Origin of the sequence: Rhizobium sp. BK008 (genome assembly GCF_014197345.1) — a bacterium.
Taxonomy (GTDB): Bacteria; Pseudomonadota; Alphaproteobacteria; order Rhizobiales; family Rhizobiaceae; genus Rhizobium; species Rhizobium anhuiense.
Genome location: NZ_JACIFK010000006.1, coordinates 223,854 through 249,871 on the forward strand (window position 1 = coordinate 223,854; position 26,018 = coordinate 249,871).

23 protein-coding genes are annotated in these 26,018 nt (G+C 59.5%); 9 read left to right on the forward strand and 14 right to left on the reverse strand.

Annotated elements, in window-relative coordinates:
• Positions 1 to 37: 37 nt before the first annotated feature.
• Positions 38 to 766: an endonuclease/exonuclease/phosphatase family protein gene (locus FHT69_RS23300; protein ID WP_127431088.1), complete on the forward strand. Its 729-nt coding sequence runs from the start codon at positions 38 to 40 to the stop codon at positions 764 to 766.
• A gap of 23 nt (positions 767 to 789) precedes the next feature.
• Here FHT69_RS23300 and FHT69_RS23305 read toward each other — a convergent pair whose 3' ends face one another.
• Positions 790 to 1,311 carry a hypothetical protein gene (locus tag FHT69_RS23305; protein ID WP_183906026.1) on the reverse strand — a complete coding sequence of 174 codons (522 nt, stop codon included), beginning with the start codon at positions 1,309 to 1,311 and terminating at the stop codon, positions 790 to 792.
• Between the two features lie 426 nt (positions 1,312 to 1,737).
• On the opposite strand from FHT69_RS23305, the gene FHT69_RS23310 reads away from it, so the two are divergent.
• Positions 1,738 to 4,245 carry a methyl-accepting chemotaxis protein gene (locus FHT69_RS23310; RefSeq protein WP_183906027.1) on the forward strand — a complete coding sequence of 836 codons (2,508 nt, stop codon included), beginning with the start codon at positions 1,738 to 1,740 and terminating at the stop codon, positions 4,243 to 4,245.
• A gap of 38 nt (positions 4,246 to 4,283) precedes the next feature.
• On the opposite strand, the gene FHT69_RS23315 is transcribed toward FHT69_RS23310, so the two are convergent.
• The 3 genes from FHT69_RS23315 to FHT69_RS23325 all read right to left on the reverse strand — a co-directional run bounded on the left by FHT69_RS23315 (position 4,284) and on the right by FHT69_RS23325 (position 7,985).
• The gene (locus FHT69_RS23315) at positions 4,284 to 5,420 is read right to left on the reverse strand and encodes an FAD-binding oxidoreductase (RefSeq protein ID WP_183906028.1); all 1,137 of its coding nucleotides are present in this window, start codon (positions 5,418 to 5,420) and stop codon (positions 4,284 to 4,286) included.
• A 96-nt stretch (positions 5,421 to 5,516) separates the two neighbouring features.
• Positions 5,517 to 7,055: an amino acid ABC transporter permease/ATP-binding protein gene (locus FHT69_RS34590; RefSeq protein ID WP_028757529.1), complete on the reverse strand. Its 1,539-nt coding sequence runs from the start codon at positions 7,053 to 7,055 to the stop codon at positions 5,517 to 5,519.
• A 102-nt stretch (positions 7,056 to 7,157) separates the two neighbouring features.
• The gene (locus tag FHT69_RS23325) at positions 7,158 to 7,985 is read right to left on the reverse strand and encodes an ABC transporter substrate-binding protein (protein ID WP_028757530.1); all 828 of its coding nucleotides are present in this window, start codon (positions 7,983 to 7,985) and stop codon (positions 7,158 to 7,160) included.
• A gap of 183 nt (positions 7,986 to 8,168) precedes the next feature.
• Here FHT69_RS23325 and FHT69_RS23330 point away from each other — a divergent pair, with 183 nt between their 5' ends.
• Positions 8,169 to 9,239, forward strand: coding sequence for a LacI family DNA-binding transcriptional regulator (locus FHT69_RS23330; protein WP_097543755.1), 1,071 nt, complete (start codon positions 8,169 to 8,171; stop codon positions 9,237 to 9,239).
• A gap of 163 nt (positions 9,240 to 9,402) precedes the next feature.
• The gene (locus FHT69_RS23335; protein ID WP_183906068.1) at positions 9,403 to 10,506 is read left to right on the forward strand and encodes a helix-turn-helix transcriptional regulator; all 1,104 of its coding nucleotides are present in this window, start codon (positions 9,403 to 9,405) and stop codon (positions 10,504 to 10,506) included.
• 105 nt (positions 10,507 to 10,611) lie between these two features.
• Here the strand turns inward: FHT69_RS23335 and FHT69_RS23340 are convergent, their stop codons facing one another.
• The 4 genes from FHT69_RS23340 to FHT69_RS23350 all read right to left on the reverse strand — a co-directional run bounded on the left by FHT69_RS23340 (position 10,612) and on the right by FHT69_RS23350 (position 12,064).
• Complete coding sequence (locus tag FHT69_RS23340; protein WP_029868066.1) at positions 10,612 to 10,872, reverse strand: hypothetical protein; 261 nt, start codon at positions 10,870 to 10,872, stop codon at positions 10,612 to 10,614.
• A 122-nt stretch (positions 10,873 to 10,994) separates the two neighbouring features.
• Positions 10,995 to 11,225 carry a hypothetical protein gene (locus FHT69_RS34345; RefSeq protein WP_028757534.1) on the reverse strand — a complete coding sequence of 77 codons (231 nt, stop codon included), beginning with the start codon at positions 11,223 to 11,225 and terminating at the stop codon, positions 10,995 to 10,997.
• A gap of 181 nt (positions 11,226 to 11,406) precedes the next feature.
• Entirely contained in the window at positions 11,407 to 11,655 is a 249-nt protein-coding gene (locus tag FHT69_RS23345) for a hypothetical protein (RefSeq protein ID WP_097543809.1), read from the reverse strand.
• Between the two features lie 118 nt (positions 11,656 to 11,773).
• Positions 11,774 to 12,064, reverse strand: coding sequence for a hypothetical protein (locus tag FHT69_RS23350; RefSeq protein ID WP_029868068.1), 291 nt, complete (start codon positions 12,062 to 12,064; stop codon positions 11,774 to 11,776).
• 207 nt (positions 12,065 to 12,271) lie between these two features.
• Between FHT69_RS23350 and FHT69_RS23355 the strand changes: the two genes are divergently transcribed.
• Positions 12,272 to 12,715, forward strand: coding sequence for a DUF5086 family protein (locus tag FHT69_RS23355; RefSeq protein ID WP_183906069.1), 444 nt, complete (start codon positions 12,272 to 12,274; stop codon positions 12,713 to 12,715).
• An 80-nt stretch (positions 12,716 to 12,795) separates the two neighbouring features.
• Here the strand turns inward: FHT69_RS23355 and FHT69_RS23360 are convergent, their stop codons facing one another.
• From FHT69_RS23360 to FHT69_RS23375, 4 genes are read right to left on the reverse strand one after another with little or no spacing between them, the layout of a single operon-like run.
• Complete coding sequence (locus FHT69_RS23360; RefSeq protein WP_183906029.1) at positions 12,796 to 13,941, reverse strand: CaiB/BaiF CoA-transferase family protein; 1,146 nt, start codon at positions 13,939 to 13,941, stop codon at positions 12,796 to 12,798.
• Positions 13,942 to 13,984: 43 nt separating this feature from the next.
• Complete coding sequence (locus tag FHT69_RS23365) at positions 13,985 to 15,649, reverse strand: electron transfer flavoprotein-ubiquinone oxidoreductase (protein ID WP_183906030.1); 1,665 nt, start codon at positions 15,647 to 15,649, stop codon at positions 13,985 to 13,987.
• 43 nt (positions 15,650 to 15,692) lie between these two features.
• Positions 15,693 to 16,580: a 3-hydroxybutyryl-CoA dehydrogenase gene (locus FHT69_RS23370; RefSeq protein WP_029868072.1), complete on the reverse strand. Its 888-nt coding sequence runs from the start codon at positions 16,578 to 16,580 to the stop codon at positions 15,693 to 15,695.
• A 59-nt stretch (positions 16,581 to 16,639) separates the two neighbouring features.
• A complete protein-coding gene (locus tag FHT69_RS23375) occupies positions 16,640 to 17,815 on the reverse strand; it encodes an acyl-CoA dehydrogenase (RefSeq protein ID WP_029868073.1) in 1,176 nt (391 codons plus the stop codon).
• A gap of 116 nt (positions 17,816 to 17,931) precedes the next feature.
• On the opposite strand from FHT69_RS23375, the gene FHT69_RS23380 reads away from it, so the two are divergent.
• The 4 genes from FHT69_RS23380 (at position 17,932) to FHT69_RS23395 (ending at position 23,864) form a co-directional block, all read left to right on the forward strand.
• Positions 17,932 to 18,858 carry a LysR family transcriptional regulator gene (locus FHT69_RS23380; RefSeq protein WP_183906031.1) on the forward strand — a complete coding sequence of 309 codons (927 nt, stop codon included), beginning with the start codon at positions 17,932 to 17,934 and terminating at the stop codon, positions 18,856 to 18,858.
• Between the two features lie 181 nt (positions 18,859 to 19,039).
• Complete coding sequence (gene ppc / locus FHT69_RS23385) at positions 19,040 to 21,796, forward strand: phosphoenolpyruvate carboxylase (protein ID WP_183906032.1); 2,757 nt, start codon at positions 19,040 to 19,042, stop codon at positions 21,794 to 21,796.
• Positions 21,762 to 22,847: a C-terminal binding protein gene (locus FHT69_RS23390; RefSeq protein WP_246780753.1), complete on the forward strand. Its 1,086-nt coding sequence runs from the start codon at positions 21,762 to 21,764 to the stop codon at positions 22,845 to 22,847. The genes ppc and FHT69_RS23390 overlap by 35 nt, the downstream gene beginning before the upstream one ends.
• 36 nt (positions 22,848 to 22,883) lie before the next feature.
• The gene (locus tag FHT69_RS23395) at positions 22,884 to 23,864 is read left to right on the forward strand and encodes a phosphotransferase family protein (RefSeq protein WP_176707321.1); all 981 of its coding nucleotides are present in this window, start codon (positions 22,884 to 22,886) and stop codon (positions 23,862 to 23,864) included.
• Positions 23,865 to 24,197: 333 nt separating this feature from the next.
• On the opposite strand, the gene FHT69_RS23400 is transcribed toward FHT69_RS23395, so the two are convergent.
• Entirely contained in the window at positions 24,198 to 24,749 is a 552-nt protein-coding gene (locus tag FHT69_RS23400) for an NADPH-dependent FMN reductase (protein WP_029868078.1), read from the reverse strand.
• A 53-nt stretch (positions 24,750 to 24,802) separates the two neighbouring features.
• On the reverse strand, positions 24,803 to 25,921 hold the full coding sequence (locus tag FHT69_RS23405; RefSeq protein ID WP_176707323.1) for an alcohol dehydrogenase catalytic domain-containing protein: 1,119 nt from the start codon (positions 25,919 to 25,921) through the stop codon (positions 24,803 to 24,805).
• Between the last annotated feature and the right edge of the window lie 97 nt (positions 25,922 to 26,018).

The window sequence follows — 26,018 nt, forward strand, 5'->3', positions numbered from 1 at the left end:
TGTTCTCCCGGAGGGAACAAGCTTTTCAGCGGGGCCAATGCCGGATAAATCGATCAAACTTCTGACCTATAACGTGCACAGTTGTCTCGGCAGCGACCGGAAGCTCGATCCCGGCCGCATCGCTTCCGTCATCGCCGAGGCCGGGGCCGATATCGTCGCGCTTCAGGAGGTCGATGTCCTCAGGCGCAGGACCGGCGGCGTCGACCAGGCCCATATGATTGCCTCGCTGCTGAAGATGCAGGCGCATTTCCATCCGGCGCTGTCGGTTGCCGAGGAGCAATATGGCGACGCGATCATCACCGCGCTGCCGACAGGCGCGGTCAAGGCCGGCCCGCTGCCATCCATCGGCGAACAGCGCGGAGCGCTGTCCGTCGAAATACTGGTCGGCGACCGAAAACTGCTGGTCGTCAACACCCATCTCGGCCTTCGCGGCCGCGAGCGTATCCGGCAGATGACGACACTGCTGAATTCCGGCTGGCTGCGCGGCACGGCGGACGAAGCGCTTCCCAGCATTCTTTGCGGCGATTTCAACGCCATTCCGTCGTCGGCGGCTTACCGACTTGCCGCGCGCTCATTAAAGGACGCCCAGCTCGCAGGCAGCAACGCGCCGAGAGCGACCTTTCCATCCCGCTACCCGCTGATGCGCCTCGACCACATCTTCGTTACCGAGGATCTGATCGTCAAACAGGCGGCGGTCCTGGAAAACCGGCTGACAAGAGTCGCCTCCGACCACCTGCCTCTGCTAGCGGAAATCGGTTTCGCGTGATCAGTCGTCGACGCTGACAGACGTCACCTGGCGAACTTCCGGTTCATCGCCGCCGCCACCAACGGCACCGCCGTCGTCGCCACGGCTCCCAGAGGCAGCCGCCGGATGCCCCGCGTAACGACGAATGCTGCCGCCATCGCGCCTGCCAGCTTGAGCCAGGGCTGATTGCCGAGCTGTACATGGGCGCTTGCATCGGCCCAACGGACGTTCTCCGCAACGACGGTCGCAGCCTGATGCTGGATCACGTGAAGGCGCGCGCGGAGGTTTTCGATCTCTTCTCTCAGTTCTCGCAAGCGGCCTTCCAGGGCATGACCATCGGAGACATCACCATCAGAGACCAGGAGAGGTTCCTCGACGATGTCGCCAACCGGAACATGACCACGGAGTGTTGCAATATACGCCCGATAGTCGGCCTCGCTCGCGAAACCCTCACGTCTGATGAGATCGGGATTGATGGTGGCTTCTTCCAAAGCCGCCGGTGCGGTGCCGGCACCGCCGGGCATACCCCTATTTGTGCCGATCTCTCCGCGTTCGTCCTTCAACATGATGCGTCTCCAGTTGTTTCCTGGCGATAGAACGTCTGACGGCTCAGAAGGATGCATCGGCCGCCGCTTCCCAGGCTGGACAAAATGCTGGTTTCGGCGAATATTGAAACGAATATTTCACGAGTCGTGCAGTATGAAATATCTATTCCACTGATGCGTCATGCGTCCGACAGGGATTATGTGCAGAACCGGTTCGAGGGGATCGGCATCTTCACCCGAGATTGATTGTTCTTCTTCAGGCATTTCCTTCCGACGGATCCAGGAATTTCGGAAGGTCAAGAGGAAGGGGCGAACGGCCGCTGGTTGCGAGCAAACCTGTGCGCCGACCGCCTCAGGCGGAAGAGGATTTTCACTCGACGGGAGGCGAACTGCAACAGCCCCTGCGCCCGGCGCCGTAACGAGACGCTGTGAGCCGAGGAGGGACTCATGTTGGGAAGGCTATTGTCACGCGTTCGAATCCAGACGCAGGTAATGGTGTTCATCATTCCGTTCGTCTTGAGCATCATGGCCGTGGGCGCGACAGGTTTTTATGCGTCGAGCCTGCTCCAGGGGCGGATGGATATTTCAAATTCCGTCCTGCAGTCCTTGAGCGGCTTTCGGGATTTGTCGGCCGCGATGGGCGAGTTCCTCGCCAATGCCACGCAAGAAAACCGGGATGTCGTCACCCGAAAACTTGCCGATCAACGCACCCTTCTGAAAGCCGGCATCGATAAGCTCGCCGCCGATCGCAGCGGTCAGCAGGAACTCCAGCAGGCGCAATCCTCCATCGACGGAATTTCAACCCGCATGGATTCGCTCTGGCGACTTCAGGAGAACCGGGCGGCGCTGCTCATCGATCTTCAGAAGGCATTGAGCGTCGTCGTGTCGTCCCAGACGGATATCGTCGAAGGTACCAAGGTTCTTCAGCGGGCTGCCGACAGCCAGGAGGACGAAGCACGCAACATGCTGGGCGACGCGCAGCGTATTTCCGATTTCTTATCCTTCGCCCAGGCGTTTAACGACAAGGTTCAAGCCGCCGCCGGTATCGGCGGGCCTGACATGGAAGAACTCGGCCGGCAGCAGCGGGTCCTGGCGATGGCGCTGGCCGGCGAAGCGCCGGAGGCCAAAAAGGCGATCGACGACGCCATTGTTTCCTTGAAGCCGCTTGTCGAGGCCACCGGTCAAACCGAGGAACGCGCAGCCGGCCTCAGCGATGCGATGGGCCAGATCGTCGGCAGACTGCCTGAATTGCAGGCGGCCGCCGCACGGCGGGTGAAGGCGGCAACGGAAAAGGCGGCCGAGATTGCCAAGCCGGTCGAGCGCGCCAAGACCAGCCAGAGAGACGGCCAGAAACTGATCACGTCGGCTTACGTGATTCAGATCGTCATGGCCAAACTGACGCTCGCGCCGACGGACGCCAATCTTCAGAGACTCTCGCAGGAAATTACCGCTGTCAGGAAAGGCCTGGACATGCTGATTTCCAACGCCGGCAGCGTTGCGCAGTTCGACAAACTCAAATCGAAGCTTCTGCCGGCGCTGGACAAGATGCAGGAGGCTGCCGCGGACCTCGTCCACATCAGCGCACAGCGCCAGGAGGAATTCCGTTCGGCCGCCGCCGACGTGGACGGGATGTGGTCTCAACTGACGGCTTTCGCCGAAATGCAGCGGCAGAACGCGGCCGACGAACGCACGGACGCCAACTCGATGTCTCTCGGCACGACGATCCTCGGCGTGGTGATCGCGATCCTCGCAGGCGTCGGGCTGACCGTGACGCTCAAGGGCCCGATCAATCAGATCACCTCGGCCATGAGGCGCCTGGCGGATGGCAAGCTCGAAACATCAATCGTTGGCGAGCGCCGGGCCGATGAAATCGGCGATATGGCCCGCGCGCTCGGCGTATTCAAGAACAATGCCATCGCCAAGGTCGAGATCGAGGAGCGCAGCGAGATCGAGCGATCGAAGGCCGAAGAGGAAAGGCATCGCAACGATGAGGAAAAACGCGCGGTCGAAGAGCAGATAGACTTCGCGGTGACGGCACTGGCGCAGGGTCTTGGTCGACTGGCGCAGGGCGACATTTCGCAGACGATCGCGACACCCTTTTTCGGACGGTTGGAGCAGCTTCGCAACGATTTCAACGCGTCGCTGCTGCGGCTGCAGGAAACGATCGACCAGATCCGCACGAACACCCGGATGATCGAAGGCAATGCCGGGCAAATGGATCTCGCCGCGGGCGATCTAGCAAGGCGCACGGAACAACAGGCCGTCGCACTCGAGGAGATTGCAGCAGCCATCGAAGAAATCACCACGACGGTTCGTTCGTCTGCAGCCTGCGCCGATGACGCCCATCAGATCATCACCGACACCAAACAGGCGGCCGATTCGTCATCCCAGGTCGTCGCCAGTGCTATCGATGCGATGAGCAAGATCGAAGCGGCGTCCGACGAGATCGTTCAAATCATCGGCGTCATCGACGAAATCGCGTTTCAGACGAACCTGCTTGCGCTCAACGCCGGCATCGAAGCGGCCCGCGCCGGCGAGGCCGGAAAGGGCTTTGCGGTCGTGGCCCAGGAAGTGCGCGAGCTCGCCCAGCGCTCCGCGGAGGCCGGCCAAAGGATCAAACAGCTCATCGGACGTTCGCAGACGGAGATTGCCAATGGAGCGCGTGTCGTGCGCGAAACGAGCGAAGTCCTCGAAAGCATTTCGGCGAAAGTGGTCACAGCCTCCGAGCAGATGGACGTGATCGCCCGCTCGAGCAGAGAGCAGTATAACGCCCTTCATGAAGTGAATTCTTCCGTCAACCGGATGGACCAGATGACGCAGCAGAATGCGGCCATGGTCGAGGAAACCAGCGCGGCGACGAAGGAACTTGCCGACGAGACGAGGATACTCCTCCAATTGATCGATCAGTTCCAATTGGCGGAAACGGACGCGCTTCGTCGAACCGCTGCGGCATAGAACCGTACCCCCGGCCAGCGGCTCGAGCTTCGCGACCTTCACTGTCGCGATGCGCTGAAACGCTCCGGCCGAAACTCCGCCAGCAGCGGATGGCGGCGTCCAGTGACGATTTCGTCCGCCAGCAATTCGCCGGCAATCAGGCCGAGGGTGGCGCCGCTATGGCTGAAGGCAACGAAATAACCAGGGATTGACGACAGCTCGCCGAAGACCGGCTCGCCATCGCCCGGGATGGGCTTCGGCCCGACCCCATAATCTTCGATCTCCAGTCGCGGATTGCCTTCGAGAACCCTTGATGCCTCGAGCAGCAGCCCGTCCAGCGTCGATTGCCTGACTTCGTAGCTGCCGTCAGGCTTCACGCTCACCTCTTCCTCGGACCAGGCGGAATCGAGCGCAAAGCCGCCGCTGGGCGTCGGCCGGATGGCAATGCGGGGGGTATTGAGTACGGCCTTCAGCGGGTGGCGGATCGGTTTGGTCCTGACGAGAAGGGCGACAGGCGTTGCATCCTCGATATGCTGGCCTGCCTCGGCCACGATTGCGGGAACATCGCCGCCCGCAGCAAGCAGCACGGCATCTGCATCGCGGCGGATGCCGTCGGCCGTGATCACGCCGCAGGCCCGCCCGCCTTCGACATCGACCGTCGCGCGCCCGGCATCGGTAATGATCTCACCGCCCAGCGAGCGGAACTCTTCCGCGAGTGTGGCGATCAAGGACGGAAGATCGATCCAGCCCTCCCCGGGGTTGAAGATCGCGCCTTGCGGCGTCACGGCGCTTGCGTCGACACCTGGCGTCGTCCCGGCAATTCCTTCCCGGGCGAGCCATTGCGCGTGATAGCCGCGATCGCGCTCATAGTCGAAGATCTCGGCGATCTCGTTGCCGGCATCGTCCGCATCCCATGTCAGGCCGCCGTCGAAACGCAGCCACGGCGCATTGGGATATCGGGCGGCCAGGGTGCGATAGCGATCTATGCCGGCCAAACGCAGCCGGTGATAGGCATCGGAGCGTTTACGCGCCGAGTTGAGCCAGGCAAGCGAACGGCCGGAGGCACCGTTGGCAAGCGGGCCGTCATTGACGAGCACGGTGCGGACCCCGAGCCGCGCCAGATGAACGGCCGTCGAGACGCCAAAGATCCCGCCGCCGATGACGATGACCTTCACGGGTTTGGTGGAAGCATTCATGTCGATAACCTTGTTTCCTGCTCTTTCTACATCGGGTGAAAAATCCGGTGCATCCGGCGTGCGGAAGACCGGCGCCCATGCCTTGCCTCGGGCGCTTTACAGGACCTCGGCAAGGAAGCGCTTCAATCGCTCACTTTGGGGATTGTCGAATATCTGCTCCGGGCAGCCGGCTTCGACGATGCGGCCCTCATCCATGAAGACGACCTGGTCAGCCACCCTGCGGGCAAATCCCATCTCGTGCGTCACCACGGCCATCGTCATGCCCTGGCGGCCGAGAGCGGCCATCAGGTCGAGAACGCCCTTCACCAGTTCGGGATCGAGCGCACTGGTTACTTCGTCGAACAGGATGAGTTCCGGATCCATGGCAAGCGCACGCGCGATGGCGACGCGCTGCTGCTGCCCGCCCGATAGACCTGCCGGGCGATGATCCTTGCGCTCTGCGAGACCGACCTCGGCCAAACGCGCCTCGGCGATGCGTCGCGCCTCCTGTCTCGGCATCTTTTTGATCTTCGTCAGCGAAAGCATGACGTTTTCAAACGCCGTGTGATCGGGAAACAGGTTGAAGTGCTGGAACACCATGCCGACACGCCGGCGCAGCCTCTCCGGCTTCATCGCCAGGATGCTTTCGCCATCGAGCAGGATGTCACCGCCTTTCGGTTCGACAAGCCTGTTCATGCAGCGCAACAGCGTCGATTTTCCCGAGCCGGAGGGGCCGATGATGCAGGTGACGGTCCCGGCGGCAATGTCGAGATCGACCCCCTTCAGGACGTCGAGATGGCCATAGGCCATGGTCAGGTCCCGGATATTGAGGGCCCCACCCTTGAAGCGCGGTTCCATCTCCTCGACAGATTTGGCCGCGGACTGCGGACCGGCAGCGGCCTGCAACTCGCTCACCTCGAGCAGCCCACTTGCCGTGCCGGGGCCGTGGCCTTGTTTTCCCAGGCGCAGTCGCGCATCGATATAATTGACGAAGTGGGTCAGCGGCACGGTGATGACAAGGTAGAAAACACCCGCTAGCAGCAGCGGCGACAGATTACCTGTGACGACGGCCTGATCCTGCCCGACACGGAAGATCTCCCGCTCGGAGGCGAGCAATCCGAGGAAATAGACAAGGCTGGAATCCTTGACGTTTCCGATGAACTGGTTGACCAGCGCCGGCAGAACGCGCCTGATGCCCTGCGGGATGACGATCAGGCGCATGCCCTGCCCGTAGCTCATACTGAGCGCCCGACAGGCTTCCATCTGACCGCGCTCGACGCTTTGGATCCCCGACCGGAAGATTTCGCCGATATAAGCACCGGCGATCAGGCTGAGCGCCAGGATGCCGAGCGGAAATGGCGACGGACCGAAGATCTCCCGGCCGATCCGGGCAAAACCCTGACCGATGATCAGGATCGTGACGATCGCCGGCAGCCCGCGGAAAACATCGGTATAGAGGCGTGCCGGCAGCCGCAGCCAGCGGGACTGCGAGATGCCCATCACGGCAAGAACCATGCCGATGACGACGCCGAGCACGGTCGAGGCAGCGGCCAGGATCAATGTGTTTTTCAGGCCGACGCTGATCATGCTCGGCAGCACTTCCGCCATGGCATCCCAGTCGAGGAAGCTGCGGCGCAGATTTTCAAGCCAGTTCATCGAGATCCCCATTGGAGCCCTTGCCGGGCACGCTGCCGCTCGCAGGCTGCGATCGGCAGCGCCATTTGTCAGCCGTCCGCTCTGAACGGCCGGCCTGCGGCCTTACTTCTTGGGAAGATACTGGTCCGGCATGGGCGAGCCGGGAAACCACTTTTCATAAAGGGACTTCCAGGTGCCATCCTGCATCGCGTCGTGAAGCGCGCCGTTCAGCGCCGTCCGAAAGGCATCATTTCCCTTCTTGACTACGAAGCCCGCCGGCGCATCGAAGGACGGGATGTTTACAGCAACCTTCAGCGCGGGATAGCGCTCGCCATATTGCTTGGCGGCCTCGTAGTCGAGAAAGTGCGCATCGATCGTTCCGTTGTTGAGGGCGGCCACGGCGGAATTGTTGTCGGGGAATTTCACCAGATCGGTCTCACCGAAATTCTTGGCCGCATAGACTTCCTGCAAGGTCCCCTGCACGACGCCGAGACGCTTGCCCTTGAGGCCACTGGCATCCTTGATGGCGGCATCCGCAGTCAAGACAGAGAGATAACCGGCAAGATAGCCGTCGGAAAAGTCGACCGTCTTCTTGCGGGCTTCGGTGGTTCCGATCGCCGCAACGGCAACATCGAACCGTTCGTTAGCGACCGACGGCAGAAGGGCTGAAAATTCCTGGCCCGTGAACGTCACCTTGTCCTTTGGAAAACCGAGGCGGGAGACGACGTTGAGAAACAACTCGATATCGAAACCCGTGAACTGGCCGTCCGCCGTCGCAAACGTATAGGGCTTGGAATCGCCCATCGTGCCAACGCTGATCACCCCGGGCTCAATTAGCTTATAGGGATTGTCAGCCGCCGCCGCGGATCCTGCACCCACTGCAAGAAGGCATGTCAAAAGGCCGGCCCGCAATGGGGCGAGGGTGGCCGCAAATGATTCAAAAGGCTTCATGTTCGTTCTCCGCTCTGAAAGGAATGCTCTTGTCGGCATTGTCGCGTCGCCCCGCCCCCGTCGCATAGTGCGGCAGAGTCTTCTGGACAAGACACCGGTCTCCTGTATAAAGAGACCGGTCTCACAACATATTTGATATCCGTCAATTGACCGGCCGTCAACAACTCTTGTAGTCCTCGGCTTATGGAAGATTCCGCTCATTCGAAACGTTCAGTCACGGTCGCCGATGTCGCGAAGGCCGCAAAGGTCTCGAAGGCGACGGCCGCCCGCGTGCTCGGCGGCTACGGCGTGGTCAGCGCCAAGATCACGGATCAGGTCATGGCGTCGGCAGCCGCGCTCGAATACCGCCCGAACGAGCTCGCCCGGAGCATGAGCACCGGAAGATCCGGCATCATCGGGGTCGTGGTCGGCGATATCGAGAACGCTTTCTTCAGCCTGGCGGTGCGCGGCATCAGCGATGCTGCCCGGCTTGCGGGCTTCAACGTCATCATCGCGAATTCGGGCGAACAGCTGGATGCGGAAAAATCGGCCGTCGACCTTCTGATCGGCAAACGCGTCGATGGCCTGATCGTCACGCCCGCTCGCTGCGACAACATCGATCACCTCCGAGATATCCGCCGCGCCGGCGTGCCGCTGGTCCTGTTCGACCGGGCCATTCCGGAACTCGATGTCGACGCCGTGACCGGGGACGACCAGGATGCGGCAGTCACCGCGACCCGGTATCTGATCGGGCAAGGGCATCGCCGCCTCGCTTACGTCTCCGCCATGGATGCCGAAGGCGGCGGGCTCACCGATGTCGGGCGAATATCGAATTCCGCCGTGCGCGAACGCGTGGAAGGCTTCGTGAGCGTCCTGACCGAGGCGGGCCTGCCGAACCCTCTTCATTATGTCAGGCTCGGCGCCACCGACCAGCAACAGACGGACGGCGTGATCAAACGCCTGGTCTCGGAGGGATCATCGCCAACTGCACTCTTGGCATCCGACAGCCTCGTCGGCTTGCGCATCTTCAAGTCGCTGCAGTCGCTCGGCCTGTCAATCCCGAGCGACGTGTCGATGATCTGCTTCCTGGATGCCGACTGGACCAGCGTCACCGTTCCACCGATCACCATCATCGACCAGCGCGTCTACGAGATGGGCAAGCTCGCGAGCGAACGTCTGGTCGCCCGCATCGAACGCACGCCTCTTGCCGTCGAACGTCTGCGCGTCAGTACGCGCCTTGTCGTACGCGGCTCCGTCGCGACGATCGGCCGGTGAGACCGCAGATCCAGGCGGAATCAATCGGTCGCACAGCAGCATTGTGATCGGCCGTGTTGTATCGATGGCCACCGATTTGTTATTGCATATAGTTCCTGTTGTCTTTGCCTGGCCTACGTTATTTAATACTGAAAATACTCGTCATGGGATTTTCAGAAAGATCATGCTCCAGTCAAATGAGGTTTCATCTGAGCTGATAGATTTGATCTATGGAAGTCTCTTCGGTGAGTGCAACTGGCAAGATTTTCTGGATCGAGTTGCGCAAACTTCGCCCAATGGAAAAGCTGCACTCCATTACCACGATCTGGCCTCGCCTATTGCTCATGTTCCTTACGTATCGGGCTTCTCGAGGACCGAGGTCGACCAGTTCAGCAGCCACTTTGCCTCGGTGAACCCTTGGATTCCGAGATTGAGCGTCGTGCCCGTCGGCCAGGGTGTCTGTGGAGACGAAATCTTTCCACGCAAAGACTTGCTCAAATCGGAATTCTACAACGATTGGCTGAAGGGGCAGGCCGGCTGCGAGACCAGCATCGGTGTCTCCATCATCCGGGAGGAAACCCGCACCTTCGTTCTGTCGACCTGCACGTCGTCGGCAGACCCCGATTTCAACAAAGCGGCAACCGGGCGCTACACGATCCTCGCGCCGCATTTGAAAAGGGCTTTCGACTTCATTCGGAAGCGCGATCTGCTGGCACCGGAAAAACAGGCAACGCAAACCCTGTTTGATAGTATCGGCGCCGGACTGATCTACGTTTCCGAGCAAGGGCGAGCACGCCAATGGAATAGGAGTGCGGAAGCGTTCGTGGAAGCTGGCTTCCCTGTGCATATCGCGCCGGATGGCAGGCTCGCACTTCAATGCGAGACATCAGCTGCCGTTCTCGATTTCCTGACGTCCAGAAAGGGTGTGCAAACAAAGCCGCATACGGCGATTGTAAAGGGGAAGAACAAGGCCAATTACCGCATCACCCTCGTCCGACTGCAGTCCGACGCGTTCACCGAATTCCTGGAGGGGCCGACCGTGGCCGTGATCATCGAGCCGATGATCACGACACCATTCAATGAGCGGCGAGACTTCCTGATGGAAACATACAAACTGACTGCGACGGAAATCCGGATCGCATCCAGCATTGCCTCAGGCCGTTCTCCAAAGGAAGTGGCCGTAGCCGATCACATCAGCTACGAAACTGTCCAGACTCATCTCAGAAACATTTATTCCAAGCTCGGGGTCAATTCCCAGGTTGGTTTGGTGGCCCTGCTCATGCGCTGAGCATCGACGCGGCGGTCAGTTCGAGCAGAAAACCAACCCGTTTAGATCTTTGTTTTCATGCATGTCGTTGCCCAAAACCGCTGCACGCTTTTTGGGCGACATGCATCAATCGTAGAGCTCACCACGACCGATCTGTGCCCTGGCAGGTTCATCGCTGATGGCGGGATCGTCGGCCGGATCGGGATCTCTCTTGTTGGCGTCGCTCAGAAACTGCGCAGCCTTCAGGAGCGCTGAGGTTATCTCTTCGGTGCCCCATCCGGCTTCATTGGCGGCTGCAATCAGCCTTTCCAAAGCCTCGCGCGCAGCGGCGGTCGCCTCTTCGAAGCGCTGCGCAGGAGCTTCGGCCTTCGGTGGTGGAAAGGTCATCGGCATTCCCTCCATGGATTGGCTGTTGGAGATGAACGCAGCCCGCGCGAAATGGATGCATAACCGCGCTGATTTAACAAGCGAACACCCGCGGCGCGACAAGGGCCGACGACGCCTCTGCGTCAGATCACCGTCTGCAACAGAAACGGAGAGCGCTCCAATGGCTGCTGGGCGAGGATCCGCAGCATGGCGGGACCTTGTATGCCTGACGTCGTGCACGAGCGACCGTCGTGATAGACCACCGTCATCACGCGGCTGAGACTATTGTACCTGATCTCTGCGATCGTGCGCGTGTGAACCGGAAAGATAAATTCGTGGGGCTGTGATTTTCGCCCCGAAGTCTTCAAGGTCATTGCGACGCCCCCGCGAAACAATAGCATTTTGGCCCGACCGTGCCTTAACCCGAGCCTAACGACGCCTATCAAGCACATATTGCTGCGACGGTCGCGTGACATCGGCGTGACACGCAGAATCGACATTCCCAACTCAAAACCGACTTCGTGACACGTCAGTTGCAAAAGCGGCGATCAGCCGTCAATGCAATGTCCTGCGGATCTCGTGTGCAAGAACCGGCTGCGGCCAGCCTTCGACCGTGCGTGCCAGCGATCGAACAGCTTCGTCCATGTTGAAAACCATGTCCCCGAGCCGCTCGATCTCATAATCGAGCTCGTAGACCTCGACTTCGTCAAGACCTTTGCTCTGGAGCAGTCGCCTCATTGCTTCGATAAGCCGCTCAGTCCGCCCAACGATATCAAGAGCGCTTCGGATAATAATATCGACCATGCACATCCCCTCGCTTCGATAACGGAGCGTCGGCCATAATCGCGATGCTGACAATCCTGAAATCTTGTCAGACGCGGCCTCGGATCGTGTCGTAGAGAGTACTCGACTGACGCCGCGCTTAGTCGTCGTCGAGCGAAAAGACCGGCCGGTAGTGGCGCTCGGCGATCAGCAAGCTCCGGTCGGGCCGGATGATGTAGATCTCCTCGACCTGGCGTCCCCATTGATCTGTGAAGGTATGCGGGAAGGAAGAGCCGACGGGCGACTTCGTCAACTTCGTGCGCGGTTGACCATTATAGGTGATGCTGCCGGGAATGGGGGCCAGCCCCGCCGACGAATAATTGCCTGCGCCGGTGGTGCAGCCTGTCAGCACAACGGCAAGTATCAACCCAAATCCTATGCTCCGCTTCATCGAGCCCTCCAACTGCTTCGTCCTTCACGTAGCACTCGTCTTATCGTCAATGTAACAGGGGACGATAGACATTGTTCCAGAATCGGTCGGAGCACACGCAGTCGTCCATCCCTCGTGTTGGCGTTGAATTTTTCAGAAAAAGGCGGCATTAAAAATTCATTCAAAGCGTGGCAGTGATTTAACTCTTGGATGGAACGCTGTTTACCCATGCGAGTAGTTCCTGGAGCTATCCTTCTGGCTGTCGCGACGATATTGGCCGCACCGGTCTTCACACGTGCCGAACCGGTGAAATCCACGGATGTTTCCACGGTCATTCTCTCCGTTTCACCACGGACAGTTCGTTGGGCCACCGTCTACAAACATCCGGATCCCGCCGATCACGATCCCTATTACCATGTGGAGGTGATCGAGAAGGAGCAAGGTTCGCCGCCATGGCAATTCAAACGGCTTGCCGCACATCTTGTCGTAACGGCAGACGCTTTGGACAGGAGCCGTCTGAGACAAAAGGCCAAGACCTATTTTTACAAGGACCTCGAATTCCGGATCGCCCACCGAGCCTGGCGCACACAACCTCTCATCCAGCGGGACACCGGGGTTTGCCGCACGACAATTCTTGAATGCGTTGGGGCTGCAGGCAATAGGCGCCCATAATGCATGTGGATACGGTGAAGGGATGGCCGTATCAATGCGGGAGGATGAACGAAAGGAACGTTCGGCGATGCTAGCAAGCATCAGTCCGTCGAAGACCAGTCTGACCGCACTTTGCCATTGTGCTCGCCAAGCCTTGGCGACTTACGATGCCGGGTCAGCATCGTCTCCGAGAAGATGATAGGCGTCCGGATGCCCGGTATCCCTTCATTCTCCACCGCCATCTGGCGATGCAGCACTTGCGGATCCGAAAATACATCTTCCACGGTGTTGATCGGCCCGGCGGGAACACCCAAGCGCGCAAAGTCGGCTAGCAAATCCGTCCGGTTGAAGAGCTTCGTGCGCGCTTCCATCACCGATGTCAGTTCCTCTCGATGACGCACTCTGTCCGCGTTCGTTTTGAAACGAACATCGGCTGCCACAGCGGATAGCCGAAGGATATCGCACACCCGTGCGAACTGACTGTCGTTCCCGCAGGCGATAATGATATTGCCGTCGGATACCGGGAATACCTGGTATGGCGCGATGTTGGGATGCGCATTGCCGAGTCTCGTTGGTGCCTTTCCCGAGGCCAGGAAATTCATCGCCTGGTTGGCCAAGACGCCCACCGTGCTGTCCAGCAGAGCCATATCGATATGCTCTCCCTCACCTGTGCTGTTACGGAGGATCAAAGCGGCCTGGATAGCGATCACCGAATAGAGCCCTGTGAAGATATCGCCGAACGCCACGCCAATCTTCTGCGGCTCCCGACTTGGTTCACCGGTCAAATCCATAATGCCCGCCATGCCCTGGACGATAAAATCGTATCCTGCGCGCCCGGCATAGGGACCGGTTTGGCCAAATCCGGTAATCGAGCAGTAGATCAGCTTCGAATTGATCGCCTTCAGGCTCTCGTAATCAAGACCGAACTTCTTCAAGGCGCCTACCTTGAAATTCTCGATGACGACATCCGCGTTGGCGATCAGTGCACGAACCTTTTCGACGTCTTCCACAGAGTTTAAATCCGCCGTGATACTCAGTTTTCCGCGATTGCAGCTATGGAAATAGGCCGCAGCGACGTCATCGCCATCCTTGATGAAAGGAGGCCCCCAACGGCGCGTATCGTCGCCATCCGGACTTTCTACCTTGATGACGGTCGCTCCCAGGTCGGCAAGTGTCTGTCCAGCCCACGGACCAGCCAGGATACGCGCCAACTCCACGACCCGAACGCCCTCCAGCGGAAACTGCATCGATAACTCCTGATCGTTCCTAAATCCGCAGATCATCGTTGGACTACATATTCGGATAGACCGGCCCCTCGCCGCCCTGCGGCGGCACCCAGTTGATGTTCTGGTTGGGGTCCTTGATGTCGCAGGTCTTGCAGTGCACGCAGTTCTGGGCGTTGATGACGAAGGTGTCCTGCCCGTCCTTCTCCACCCACTCATAGACGCCGGCCGGACAGTAGCGTGTCGACGGGCCGGCATAGATATCGTGCTCGGAACGCTTCTGCAGGCCCATGTCCTTGACCTTGAGATGCACCGGCTGGTCTTCCTCGTGATTGGTGTTCGACAGGAACACCGAGGACAGACGGTCGAAGGTCAGGACGCCGTCCGGTTTCGGATAGGCGATCGGCTTGTGCTGGGCGGCAGGCTCCAGCGACTGCGCATCGGTCTTGCCGTGTTTCAGCGTGCCGAAGAACGAAAAGCCGAACAGCGTATTGGTCCACATGTCGAAGCCGCCGAGCGCCACACCGAGTGCGGTGCCGAACTTCGACCACAGCGGCTTGACGTTCCTCACCCGCTTCAGATCACGGCCGATGTCGCCCTTGCGCCATTCGTTCTCGATCTCGGTGACCTCGTCATGGCTGCGGCCGGCTGCGATCGCCGCCGCCAGCTTCTCGGCCGCCAGCATGCCCGACAGCACCGCATTGTGGCTGCCCTTGATGCGCGGCACGTTGACGAGACCGGCCGAACAGCCGATCAGCGCCCCGCCGGGGAAGGTGAGCTTCGGCACCGACTGGTAGCCGCCCTCGGTGATGGCGCGCGCCCCATAGGACAGCCGCTTGCCGCCCTCGAAGGTTCCGCGAATGGCCGGATGCGTCTTGAAGCGCTGGAACTCCTCGAAGGGGTGGAGATAGGGGTTCTTGTAGTTCAGGTGGACGACGAAGCCGACCGCCACCAGATTGTCTTCCAGGTGATAGAGGAAGGAGCCGCCGCCGGTCTTCATGCCCAGCGGCCAGCCGAAGGAGTGCTGCACCAGGCCCGGCCGGTGATGCTCGGGCTTGACCTGCCAGAGTTCCTTGATGCCGATGCCGAACTTCTGCGGTTCACGATCCTTCTGCAGATCGAACTTGGCGATCAGCTGCTTGGCGAGCGAGCCGCGCACGCCCTCGCCGATCAGGGTATATTTGCCGAGTAGTTCCATGCCGCGGGTATAGTTGGGTCCAGGCTCGCCGTTCTTCTCCATGCCCATGTCGCCGGTGGCGACACCGATCACCGCGCCCTCTTCATTGTAGAGCACTTCCGCTGCGGCAAAGCCCGGATAGATCTCGACGCCAAGTTCTTCGGCCTTGGTCGCCAGCCAGCGACAGACGTTGCCGAGCGAGACGATGTAATTGCCGTGATTGTTCATCAGCGGCGGCATCAGCACATTCGGCAGGCGAACAGAGCCGGCCGGGCCGAGCAGTAGGAAGTGATCGGCGCTGACCTCGGTCTTGAACGGATGGTCGGCTTCCTCACGCCAGCCGGGCAGCAGCCGGTCGATGCCGATCGGATCGACGACGGCGCCAGACAGGATATGGGCTCCGACCTCAGAGCCCTTCTCCAGCACGACGACCGAGAGCTCCGGATTGACCTGCTTCAGCCGGATCGCCGCCGCAAGACCGGCCGGACCGGCGCCGACGATCACAACGTCGAATTCCATGCTCTCGCGACTTTCGTCTGCGTGTTCTTCGGTCATGATAAATGCCTGACAAATCTCGATGTTGGGGATGAGATGGGGATCAGCGAGTTGGCCGAGCTGGAACGTACCTGTAGTCGTAGAACCCGCGTTGTGCTTTGCGACCGAGCCACCCGGCCTCGACATATTTGACCAACAGCGGGCACGGACGGTATTTGCTATCAGCCAACCCTTCGTGAAGGACCTGCATGATGGAAAGGCATGTGTCCAAACCGATGAAATCCGCCAGTTCGAGTGGCCCCATCGGATGATTGGCGCCGAGTTTCATGCCGATGTCTATGGCTTCCACGTTTCCAACACCCTCATACAGGGTGTAGATCGCTTCGTTGATCATGGGGATCAGGATACGATTTACGATGAAGGCCGGAAAATCCTCGGAGACGGTGACCGTTTTGCCGATGGATTCGGCGAAATCCTTGGCTATGGCAAACGTCTCTTGATCCGTTCCGATGCCGCGAACCAGCTCTACGAGCTTCATAACAGGTACGGGATTCATGAAGTGCATCCCTATAAAATGATTGGGCCTGTCGGTTGACGCGGCGAGCCGCGTTATGGAGAGCGACGATGTGTTCGTCGCCAGGATCGCGTCGGGCTTCAGGACAGTGCACACATCCGTAAAGACCTTCCTCTTGAGGTCTTCATTCTCGCTCACCGCTTCGACAACCAAATCGGCGCTCGCCAGATCCGACAGGGAGAACGCTCCCTTTATTCGGGAGATCGCCTGCTCAACCGCCTCGCCCGGCATTTTGCCGGTTTCCGCTTGGCGCCCGAAATATCCGGCGCTCGCCTCGATGCTCGCGCGAATTCGACTTTTGTCGAGATCGTAAATCAGTGCCTCATACCCGTGTTTCGCCACGACTTCCGCGATCCCAGTACCCATCTGTCCAGCACCGATGACGGCGACGGTAGAAATCTTATCCACTATAGGCATGCTGCCTCGCGTTAATCCGGAGGTTAAAGGACGGCCTGTGCCGAATAGACTATCGGGAATTAGGAAAACGCCTGGAGGCCTGTCTGAGCACGCCCAAGGATCAGGGCATGGACGTCATGGGTCCCTTCGTATGTGTTGACCGTCTCCAAGTTCTGCGCGTGGCGCATGACGTGATACTCGATCTGAATGCCGTTGCCGCCATGCATATCCCGGGCTTGCCGCGCCATCTCAAGCGCCTTTCCGCAGTTGTTGCGCTTGACGATCGAGACCATTTCCGGGGCCATCTTGTGCTCATCCATCAGCCGGCCAACGCGAAGCGAGCCCTGCAGTCCGAGCGTGATTTCGGTCATCATATCGGCGAGCTTCTTTTGATAAAGCTGCATCCCTGCTAGCGGTTTCCCGAACTGTTTGCGGTCCAGGCCGTATTGACGAGCGCGGAACCAGCAGTCCTCGGCAGCTCCCATAACACCCCAGGAGATGCCGTAACGGGCGCGGTTGAGGCAGCCAAACGGCCCCTTGAGACCGGAAACGCCGGGCAGAAGCGCATCCTCGGTGACTTCGACACCGTCCATCACGATTTCGCCCGTGATCGAGGCGCGCAGCGAAAGCTTGCCACCAATTTTTGGAGCCGAAAGGCCCCTCATGCCCTTTTCGAGAACAAAGCCGCGTATTTCATTGTTGTGAGCCTCAGATTTTGCCCAGACGACGAAGACATCCGCAATCGGCGAGTTCGAGATCCACGTCTTCGAGCCGCGCAATCGGTAGCCGCCCTCGATTTTCTCGGCACGGGTTTTCATACCGCCGGGATCCGAGCCCGCGTCGGGCTCGGTCAGGCCGAAACAGCCGATCAGTTCACCCGAAACGAGGCCCGGCAGATACTTCTTCTTTTGCTCGTCGGAGCCGTAGGCGAAGATCGGATAGATGACCAGCGAGGACTGCACGCTCATCATCGAACGATATCCGGAGTCGATACGCTCGACCTCGCGGGCGACCAGACCATAGGCAACGTAGGATGCGTTCGCGGCCCCGTATTCTTCAGGCAGCGTCACCCCAAGAAGGCCCGTCCGCCCCATCAACCTGAACAGCTCCGGGTCGGTCGCTTCTTCGAGATAGGCGTCCTCAACGCGCGGCAAGAGTTCAGATTCTGCGAAAGCCGCAGCGGACTCGCGGATCATCCGTTCATCTTCGGTCAGCTGGTCGTCGAGCAGAAAAGGGTCGTTCCAAGAAAAGGCCAAGATCGTCGTCCTCCCGTTGAGGTTTTGGCAGTTCGAATTTGACGGAATTAAAGCTGTTTTTTCACGACTGAGAAAGCGAGGTTTACTCATCGGCCTATGAGCTATAGTAATAGCGCATGGCAAACCTCTCGCGAAGGCTCCTTCCCTCCACCTCGGCTCTCGCAGCGTTCGATTCCGTCGCGCGGCTGGGCACCTTCTCTGCGGCAGCACAGGAGCTTTCCCTGACGCAGGGAGCGATCAGTCGGCAGATCGCAGCGCTGGAAGAACAAATCGGCGTTTTACTGTTCGAGCGCACTAGCCGTGGCGTCAACCTCACGGAGGCGGGCACAGACTATGCCCGGGCTATTGCCAGCGCTTTGGCGGAAATCCGTTCCGCTTCGCTGCAGGCCATGACCAAACAACATAGCGATCAGCTCAATCTTGCCATCTTGCCGACATTCGGCACCCGCTGGCTGATGCCACGCATTCCGCGATTTGTCGCTAGACACCCGGAGATCACGTTGAACTTCGCCACGCGCATAGGCGTGTTCGATTTCGACCGCGACGACATAGATATGGCGATTCATATCGGCCAGCCCGATTGGCCCGGTACGGAAAGCATATTTCTTATGGAAGAGATGGTTGCACCGATCGCGTCCCCGTCTTTTCTCAGTTCACATCCCATCGTGAGGGCCGAAGATCTGCTTCGCCTGCCGCTGCTGCAGATGGCGTCCCGTCCCGGGGCTTGGAGCCATTTTTTTGAAAGCCTCCAGGTTAACGGCACCCCATCGCAGGCCATGCGGTTCGAACAGTTCAGCAACGTGGCCCAAGCCTGCATTGCCGGACTGGGGCTCGCGTTGATGCCGCTTTTCCTCATCGACTCCGAACTCGCAAATGGCCAGCTCGTTCAAGCCTTTCCACATCAGGTCAAAAGCACCAGCGCCTATTATGCGGTCGCGCCTCTGAGCAGGAAGGACTTCCGTCCTGTCGTGGCGTTCCGCGCATGGCTGCTGGACGAGGTCGCGCGTTACCAGGAAGGCGGATCGGCAGATGGCGGCGGTTGATCAAGCCGCACCTGAGACACCTTCGATAATCTGGAATATCGTCAGGGGCTTCGTCGCTCGTTCGGCTTCTCGCTCATGTTCGTTTGCGCGTGTTGCTTGACTCCTCGGTTAAATCCTGCCAATTTATGCTAACGTTAGCACAAGGAATGCACATTTGCACCTTCAATTACGCAAAGCAAGCATGCAGGGGAAACGCCTGATGGCCAGCAGGGCCCTGGTGAAGGACGTTCGGCTGCTCGGCCGCCTGCTGTGCGAGGCTATCGAAACAAGCGACGGCGAGGAGGCCCGTGAGATCGTGGAGCAGGTCCGCACTCTCTCGGTTGCCGGCCATAGAAAGACCGGCCGGCACTTGAACGACAAGCTCGCCCTCTTTTGTGCAGAAATGCCTCCCCGGACCCTCAAGCGCGTGATCCGCGCATTCAGCCAGTTCTCTCAACTCGTGAACATTGCCGAAGACGCACACCAAGCCAGGATGCAGCGCTTCAGCATCGTCGATCATGAACCTGCCATGCCGGGAACAATTGCCAGATCGCTTTCCGTTCTGGCTGCGGCGGGGGTAGAGGCGGAAGATATCCGCAAACTGCTTCTTGAAGCGGTCGTCTCGCCCGTTTTCACAGCGCACCCCACCGAGGTTCGGCGCAAGAGCGTTATCGAAATCGAGCAGGAGCTTGCACGATGCCTGACTGAGCTCGACCAAGCCGGCCTGATTGAGCAGGAGATAGGTCGGCATAAGGAGGATTTGGAGAGGGCGACGACGACGCTTTGGCAAACGAACAGCCTTCGGGGGCGGCGGCTTCAAGTCGTGGATGAAATCCTCAATGGCTTGTCCTATTACGACAGCACCATTTTCCGGGCGATCCCGGAGGTGTACGAGATTCTCGAAAATCAGCTGCGAGACTCCCCCTGGAGTTTCGGCGAGGGCGCGCTGCCGCCATTCCTGCGCATGGGTTCCTGGATCGGTGGCGACCGGGATGGCAATCCCTATGTTAACGGTGAAACCCTGAGGGAGGCGCTCTGCTTGCAGAGTGAGAGAGTTTTCTCGTTCTATCTCGGCGAACTGCATAGCCTTGGCGCCGAACTTTCCTTGGATGACCGGTATGTGAAAGTCTCGCAGGAGCTTCAGCGCCTCGCGACCGACTCCCCCGACAGATCGGAGCGGCGCCGACACGAGCCATATCGCCTGGCGATATCGGGCATGTATGCTCGCCTGTCGGCCACGGCACGTAAGTTCGGCAGCACGGAACTGGTTCGCGAACCTGTGGCGGCCGCCCCTTCCTACCTGTGCCCTGCCGAATTCGCCAAAGACTTGGCGACGATCAGCAAATCCCTGGCAGCCAATGGCGCAGAAAAGATCGCCACCGGAAAACTGCGCAGGCTCCAACGCGCCGTAGACGTCTTCGGTTTTCACCTTGTCAGTCTGGATTTGAGACAGAATTCCGAGGTTCATCAACGGGTTGTTCATGAGCTTTTCGAGAACGTGCGGCCTGGCACACGTTACGAGGCGTTAGCCGAGAGTGATAAGATCCGCTTGCTCACCGAGGAACTACGGTCTTCCCAGTTGCTGATGACACCGCTCAGGACTTATTCGGCCGAGACGGCGTCGGAGCTTTCCGTTCTGCGGGAAGCTGCCGAAGCCCATAAGCACTATGGCCGCGTCAGCATCCCCAATTACATCATTTCGAAGGCCGGAAGCCCTTCCGACCTTCTGGAAGTCATGGTCCTGTTCCGTGAGGCGGGGCTGTTCCGGCCCGATGAGCCCGAAGCGGCGTCAATCAACATCATACCGCTTTTCGAAACGATCTCGGATCTTCGAAGGTCGCATGACGTGATGCAAACAGTTTTGGCCGTCGAAGCCTATCGGACATATGTGGAAGCGCTCGGCGGCAAACAGGAAATTATGCTCGGCTATTCGGACAGCAACAAGGATGGCGGTTATCTGACTTCGGGATGGGAACTTTATAAGGCAGAAACGTCCTTCATCCAGCTCTTTGAGCGTGAAGGCGTTCGCCTCAGCTTGTTTCACGGTCGCGGCGGCTCCGTGGGCCGCGGTGGCGGCCCAAGCTATGAAGCCATCACCGCCCTGCCCCCTGGCGCGGTTGCCGGATCGATCCGGCTGACGGAGCAAGGTGAAGTCATTGCGGCGAAATATTCCAATCCGGCACTAGGTCGTCGGAATCTCGAACTTCTTATAGCCGCGACGCTGGAAGCGTCCCTGCTGCCTTCCGACGCGCAAGAGCCGGATCCCGAATATCTTGGCGCCATGGAGGAACTGTCCGACCTGGCCTTTGGCGCCTATCGCCGTTTGGTTTACGAGACTGAGGGATTTGAGCGGTTCTTCTGGGAAGCAACGATCATCGGCGAAATCGCAAAACTGAACATTGGCAGCCGCCCAGCCTCACGCAACTCGTCACGTCGCATCGAAGACCTGCGTGCGATACCCTGGGTGTTCGGCTGGTCGCAGAGCCGCATGATGTTGCCGGGTTGGTTTGGATTCGGTTCGGCCGTGCGACAATGGCTGGCCGGACACCGCGACGGATTGCAAATTCTTCAGGGAATGCACCGGGACTGGCCTTTCTTCCAGACACTCATTGCGAACATGGAGATGGTGTTGGCCAAGACCAACATGGCGATCGCGGCGCGGTATGTGGGCCTCACTCCTGATGCATCCACCCATGAGAAAATTTTCGCACGCATAAAAGACGAATGGGAAGCGACGACAGCTGCGCTATTTTCCATAACGGATCAGGCCTCGCTGCTTGAGAATAATCCGGCACTCAAGCAGTCGATCCATCATCGCTTTCCTTGCCTCGATCCGCTTAACCACATGCAGATCGACCTTCTTCGCCGCCACCGTGCCGGAGAAGGCGATCAGGACACTGAAGAGGCGCTGCACCTGACCATCAATGGAATTGCAGCAGGGCTGCGAAACAGCGGGTAACGAGCGCCAATGCGGATGGCGTAAGCCTATTTTTCTTGACCTCGATAAAATTGCCGCGCTAACGTTCGCACAAACTGGGAGGAAATTCATGACACGGACCGTGCTGTTGACGGACTACGCCTGGCCGGATGACAAAGTGGAGCGGGAGGTAATCGAGCGGGCCGGGTTCATCCTCGTCAGCGGTCCGGCCGAGCCATCTCCGCCTGCTGAGATCGACGCTTTGGCTGCAAAGCATCAGCCGGACGCGATTCTGACCTGCTGGGCTCGAGTCAGCGAGACGGCAATTGCTGCGTCTCCTAACCTCAAGATCGTCGCTCGTCTCGGAGTTGGCCTGGACAATATTGCAGTCGAGGCGGCGACGGAGCGGGGGATATGGGTCACGAATGTTCCCGATTATTGCGTTGCAGAAGTGTCTGACCACGCTGTCGGTTTTGCGATTGCCTGGGCCCGTGGCCTGATCCACTTCGATCGCGAAGTTCGCGACGGGCGCTGGGACCCGGCTTCGGCAAATCTCCGCAGGCTTTCGGACCTGGCCTGCGGCATCGTTGGCTTTGGCCGCATCGGTCGTGCGACCGGCGCGAAAATGCAGGCGCTCGGATGCCGGGTGCTAGCCTACGATCCCCATGCCTCGAATATTCCTGCAGATGTGGAGCTCGCCGACTTCGATACGCTTCTGGCCAAGAGCGATATCGTCATCGTCCATGCGCCGCTTGCGCCTGCGACGCACCACCTGATCAACAGGGACGCCATCTCGAAGATGCGCCGTGGAAGCCTGCTGATCAATGTCAGCCGAGGCGGCGTTGTCGAAACTGCCGCCGTGATCGAAGGCTTGGACTCCGGCATTCTGAGCGGCGTCGGCCTCGATGTCCTTGAGGATGAACCACGCGTCCCACCGGAGCTGATCGCTCATCCCGGCGCGATGATCACTCCGCACGTCGCCTTCTCCTCGGATGCTTCGCTGATCGAGCTGCGTCGCCGGGCGGCGGAGGAGGTCGTCAGGGTTCTCTGCGGAGAGAAGCCTGAACAACCCCGCAACAGCCCCCGCCGCTAATACTGCAAGGACACTGGGTTCATGTCTGTATATGAGATGACGACTTTCGATGAGTTCTTGCTGAAGAACGGTTTGAGGAGCGCTTCCGAGGAGGCGATCTACAAGCCGCTGACGGGTGGTGTTTCTTCAGATATCTACCGTGTGGAGCTTCCCGGCCGGCTCATCTGTGTGAAACGCGCACTTGCCAAGCTCAAGGTATCCGCCGATTGGCAGGCGCCGGTGTCGAGAAATGTGTACGAATGGAACTGGATTTCCTTCGTGGCGCAGCACTTCCCTTCTGCCGTTCCGAAGCCTCTCGCACACGACGCGTTGTCTGGCGTCTTCGCAATGGAGTTTCTTCCCGGCGATCAGTATCCGCTGTGGAAGACCGACCTGCTCCACGGGAGCGTTGACCGAAAAGCGGCAGAGCTAACGGGTCGGCGGATTGGACAGATCCATTCTGTCAGTGCCCGTATATCGGGGTTGCCAGAAAAGTTCGACTCCGGATCGAATTTCTATGCGCTTCGGCTTGAGCCCTATCTGGTGGCGACCGCCGCCAAACATCCCTTCGTCAGCGACCGCCTCGCAGAACTGGTTCAGCGCACGGCCGAAACGAAGCTGGCGCTTGTCCACGGCGACGTCAGCCCGAAGAACATCCTTTTGGGCAAGAACGGCCCTGTGTTCCTGGATGCCGAATGCGCCTGGTTTGGCGACCCGGCTTTCGACCTGGCCTTCTGCCTCAACCATCTATTGCTGAAGAAGGTCATCGCTGGAAAGGCGGCATCTGAGCTCGCATCGTCATTCGCGGCGTTGACGGCAGCCTACCTGGATCAGGTCGACTGGGAGGATCGAGACGCTCTCGAGGCTCGGGCCGCAAGCTTGTTGCCCGCTCTCTTCCTCGCCCGGGTCGACGGCAAATCGCCCGTCGAATACATAACCGACGAATGCCAGCGCGAAACGGTCCGCAAAGTCGCCATCCCGCTGATCGCATCGCCTCGGCGAAAGTTGGCTGACGTGGCGCAGGCCTGGTTTCCATAACGGAACCCCACTCCTCAGGCAGCGGCATTTTTCTTTGCCGCTGCGCCGATAACCGCGCGGCCCTTGTGAAATGGTCAGAAGAGCGAAACAACGACTTGCGGGCGAGAATTCCCATCACCACGACAAAACCGACATGATACTCCCGACGCGGCGCTTGTGCGTCACATCGGGCGATCGAGCAGCATACGGCGCTGAGGTTTCGCCTGTCAGCTGAGGCTTCGCCCGTGAAAATACCGGGCTCATCGGGAAAGCGGCGCATTCATTAAAAGAGAGCATAAAAAGCCATCGCGCTGGTCTCGCGATGGCGGATAAAAGCTTCACATCTGCTTCGGCTCAGAACCGAGCGACCCAGCTTTCGAAAGCGACCAGGAAGCTCTCGATGAACTTCTGGGTTCCTTCATTGAGGAACACACCGTGATCGCCCACTAATTTGTCGGCCGTGCTGAGGTAAACTTCAGGCTGGGGCATGGTCGGCACGTTGATGTTGGTCAGGATAACCCTGAGCTGAAGTGCCGCGGCTGCGCCGCCAATGAGACCGGGAGAAGCTCCGGTCACCGCACCGGGCTTGTGATCCCACACGCTTTTCCCGAACGGGCGAGAACCGACTTCGATCGCGTTCTTCAATGCCGCGGGTACGGATCTATTGTATTCAGGCGTCACGAAGATTGCGCCATCGCAAGCCTTGATGCGCTCGCGGAAGGATGTCCATTCCGTCGGCGGCGTCTCCGTCTCCAAGTCCTGGTTATAGAGCGGAAGGTCGCCGATCGGTACGATTTCCAGGTTCAGTCCGTCGGGCGCCACTTTCTGCATTGCACGGGCGAACTTCAGGTTGATCGAGGCCTGACGAAGGCTTCCGACCAGGACCGCGATATCTTTCTTGGACATGTTCTCTCTTCTCGCGTGAGGGACGCGCCGGCGATAGCCGGCGCCGGTGATTGTTATTGATAGGAGGCAGGGACCGGAGGAACGACCACATAGTTGCTGAAGCCGCCATCGCGCTCGCCAATGCCTGATATGGCTTCGTTCACCCGCTCAAGCGGATAGACCTTGTGCTCCAGATACGACAGGTCGAGCACACCGGTGCGGACCATGTCTGCCATTTCCTGCCCCTGCGCAGCGCTGAACCAGTTCGAGCCGATGAGCTGAACTTGCTCGTCCATCAGCCACTTCACGTCGACCGGGACATCTTCTGCGACGCCGCCAACGACAACCACGCGGCCGCCCCGACGAACTCCGCGCATGGAGTCGACCACGGTCGCGGCGGGGGCTCTCGCGCCCAGCGCACTGATAACGAAATCCACTCCCTCGCCACCGGTTTGGGCCTTTGCCCATTCTCCGGTCGAGCCTTCGCCGAGCATGATGGTGTCGATGCGGTCAGGAGCGATGGCTTTTACGCGGTCCAGCAATTCCCTGCTTCTGCCGGTGCCCAGAATTTTGGAGATCCCCATCGCAAGACTGAGCTTGGTTGCCGCGACGCCAAGCGTGCCGGTGATCCCGTCGATGAGGCAAACCTGGCCAGGTCCAGCCTGTGCATTCTTCAGGGCGCCGTAGGATGTACCGAGGTAACCGAAGCGGCCGGCCTGCTCGAAGCTGAGATTATCCGGCAGGCACACGAGCGAGTATTCCGGGGCGGTCATGAATTGGCTGAAGCCGCCGTACGGATAAAGATCAAAGATTCTTTGACCGTCGCGACTGGTGCTGAAGTACCCATTCAAGGTGTAGTAGCGGCATTGGCTGCGGTTGCCTGACCGGCACGCCTTGCAAGAACCGCAGGATCTGAGAGGGCTTACATAGACACGATCGCCAATTTTGACATTGGTGACCGCCTCGCCGACTTCGGCGACGACCCCGGCTGGGTCCAAGCCAAACACTGCCGGAAACTTCGGCAGTGGCTGGTGAGGGAACCAGGTTGGCCAATTGTTGATGACGTTGGCCATGTTGGGCACGATACCGCAGGCCCTGACCTGCACCAGGACGTCGTTGGGCCGGGGCGTGGGAACCGGAATCTCATCCAGCGACATCGGCTGATGCAGAGCATGCAGCCGAGCGGCGATCATAGTCTTAACCATTAACTCCTCCATAGGGACATCGGTCGGACCGTGCCCGACCGAATGCATTTTTTGCAGTTTCAGACAGATGCGCGGCACAGTGCCG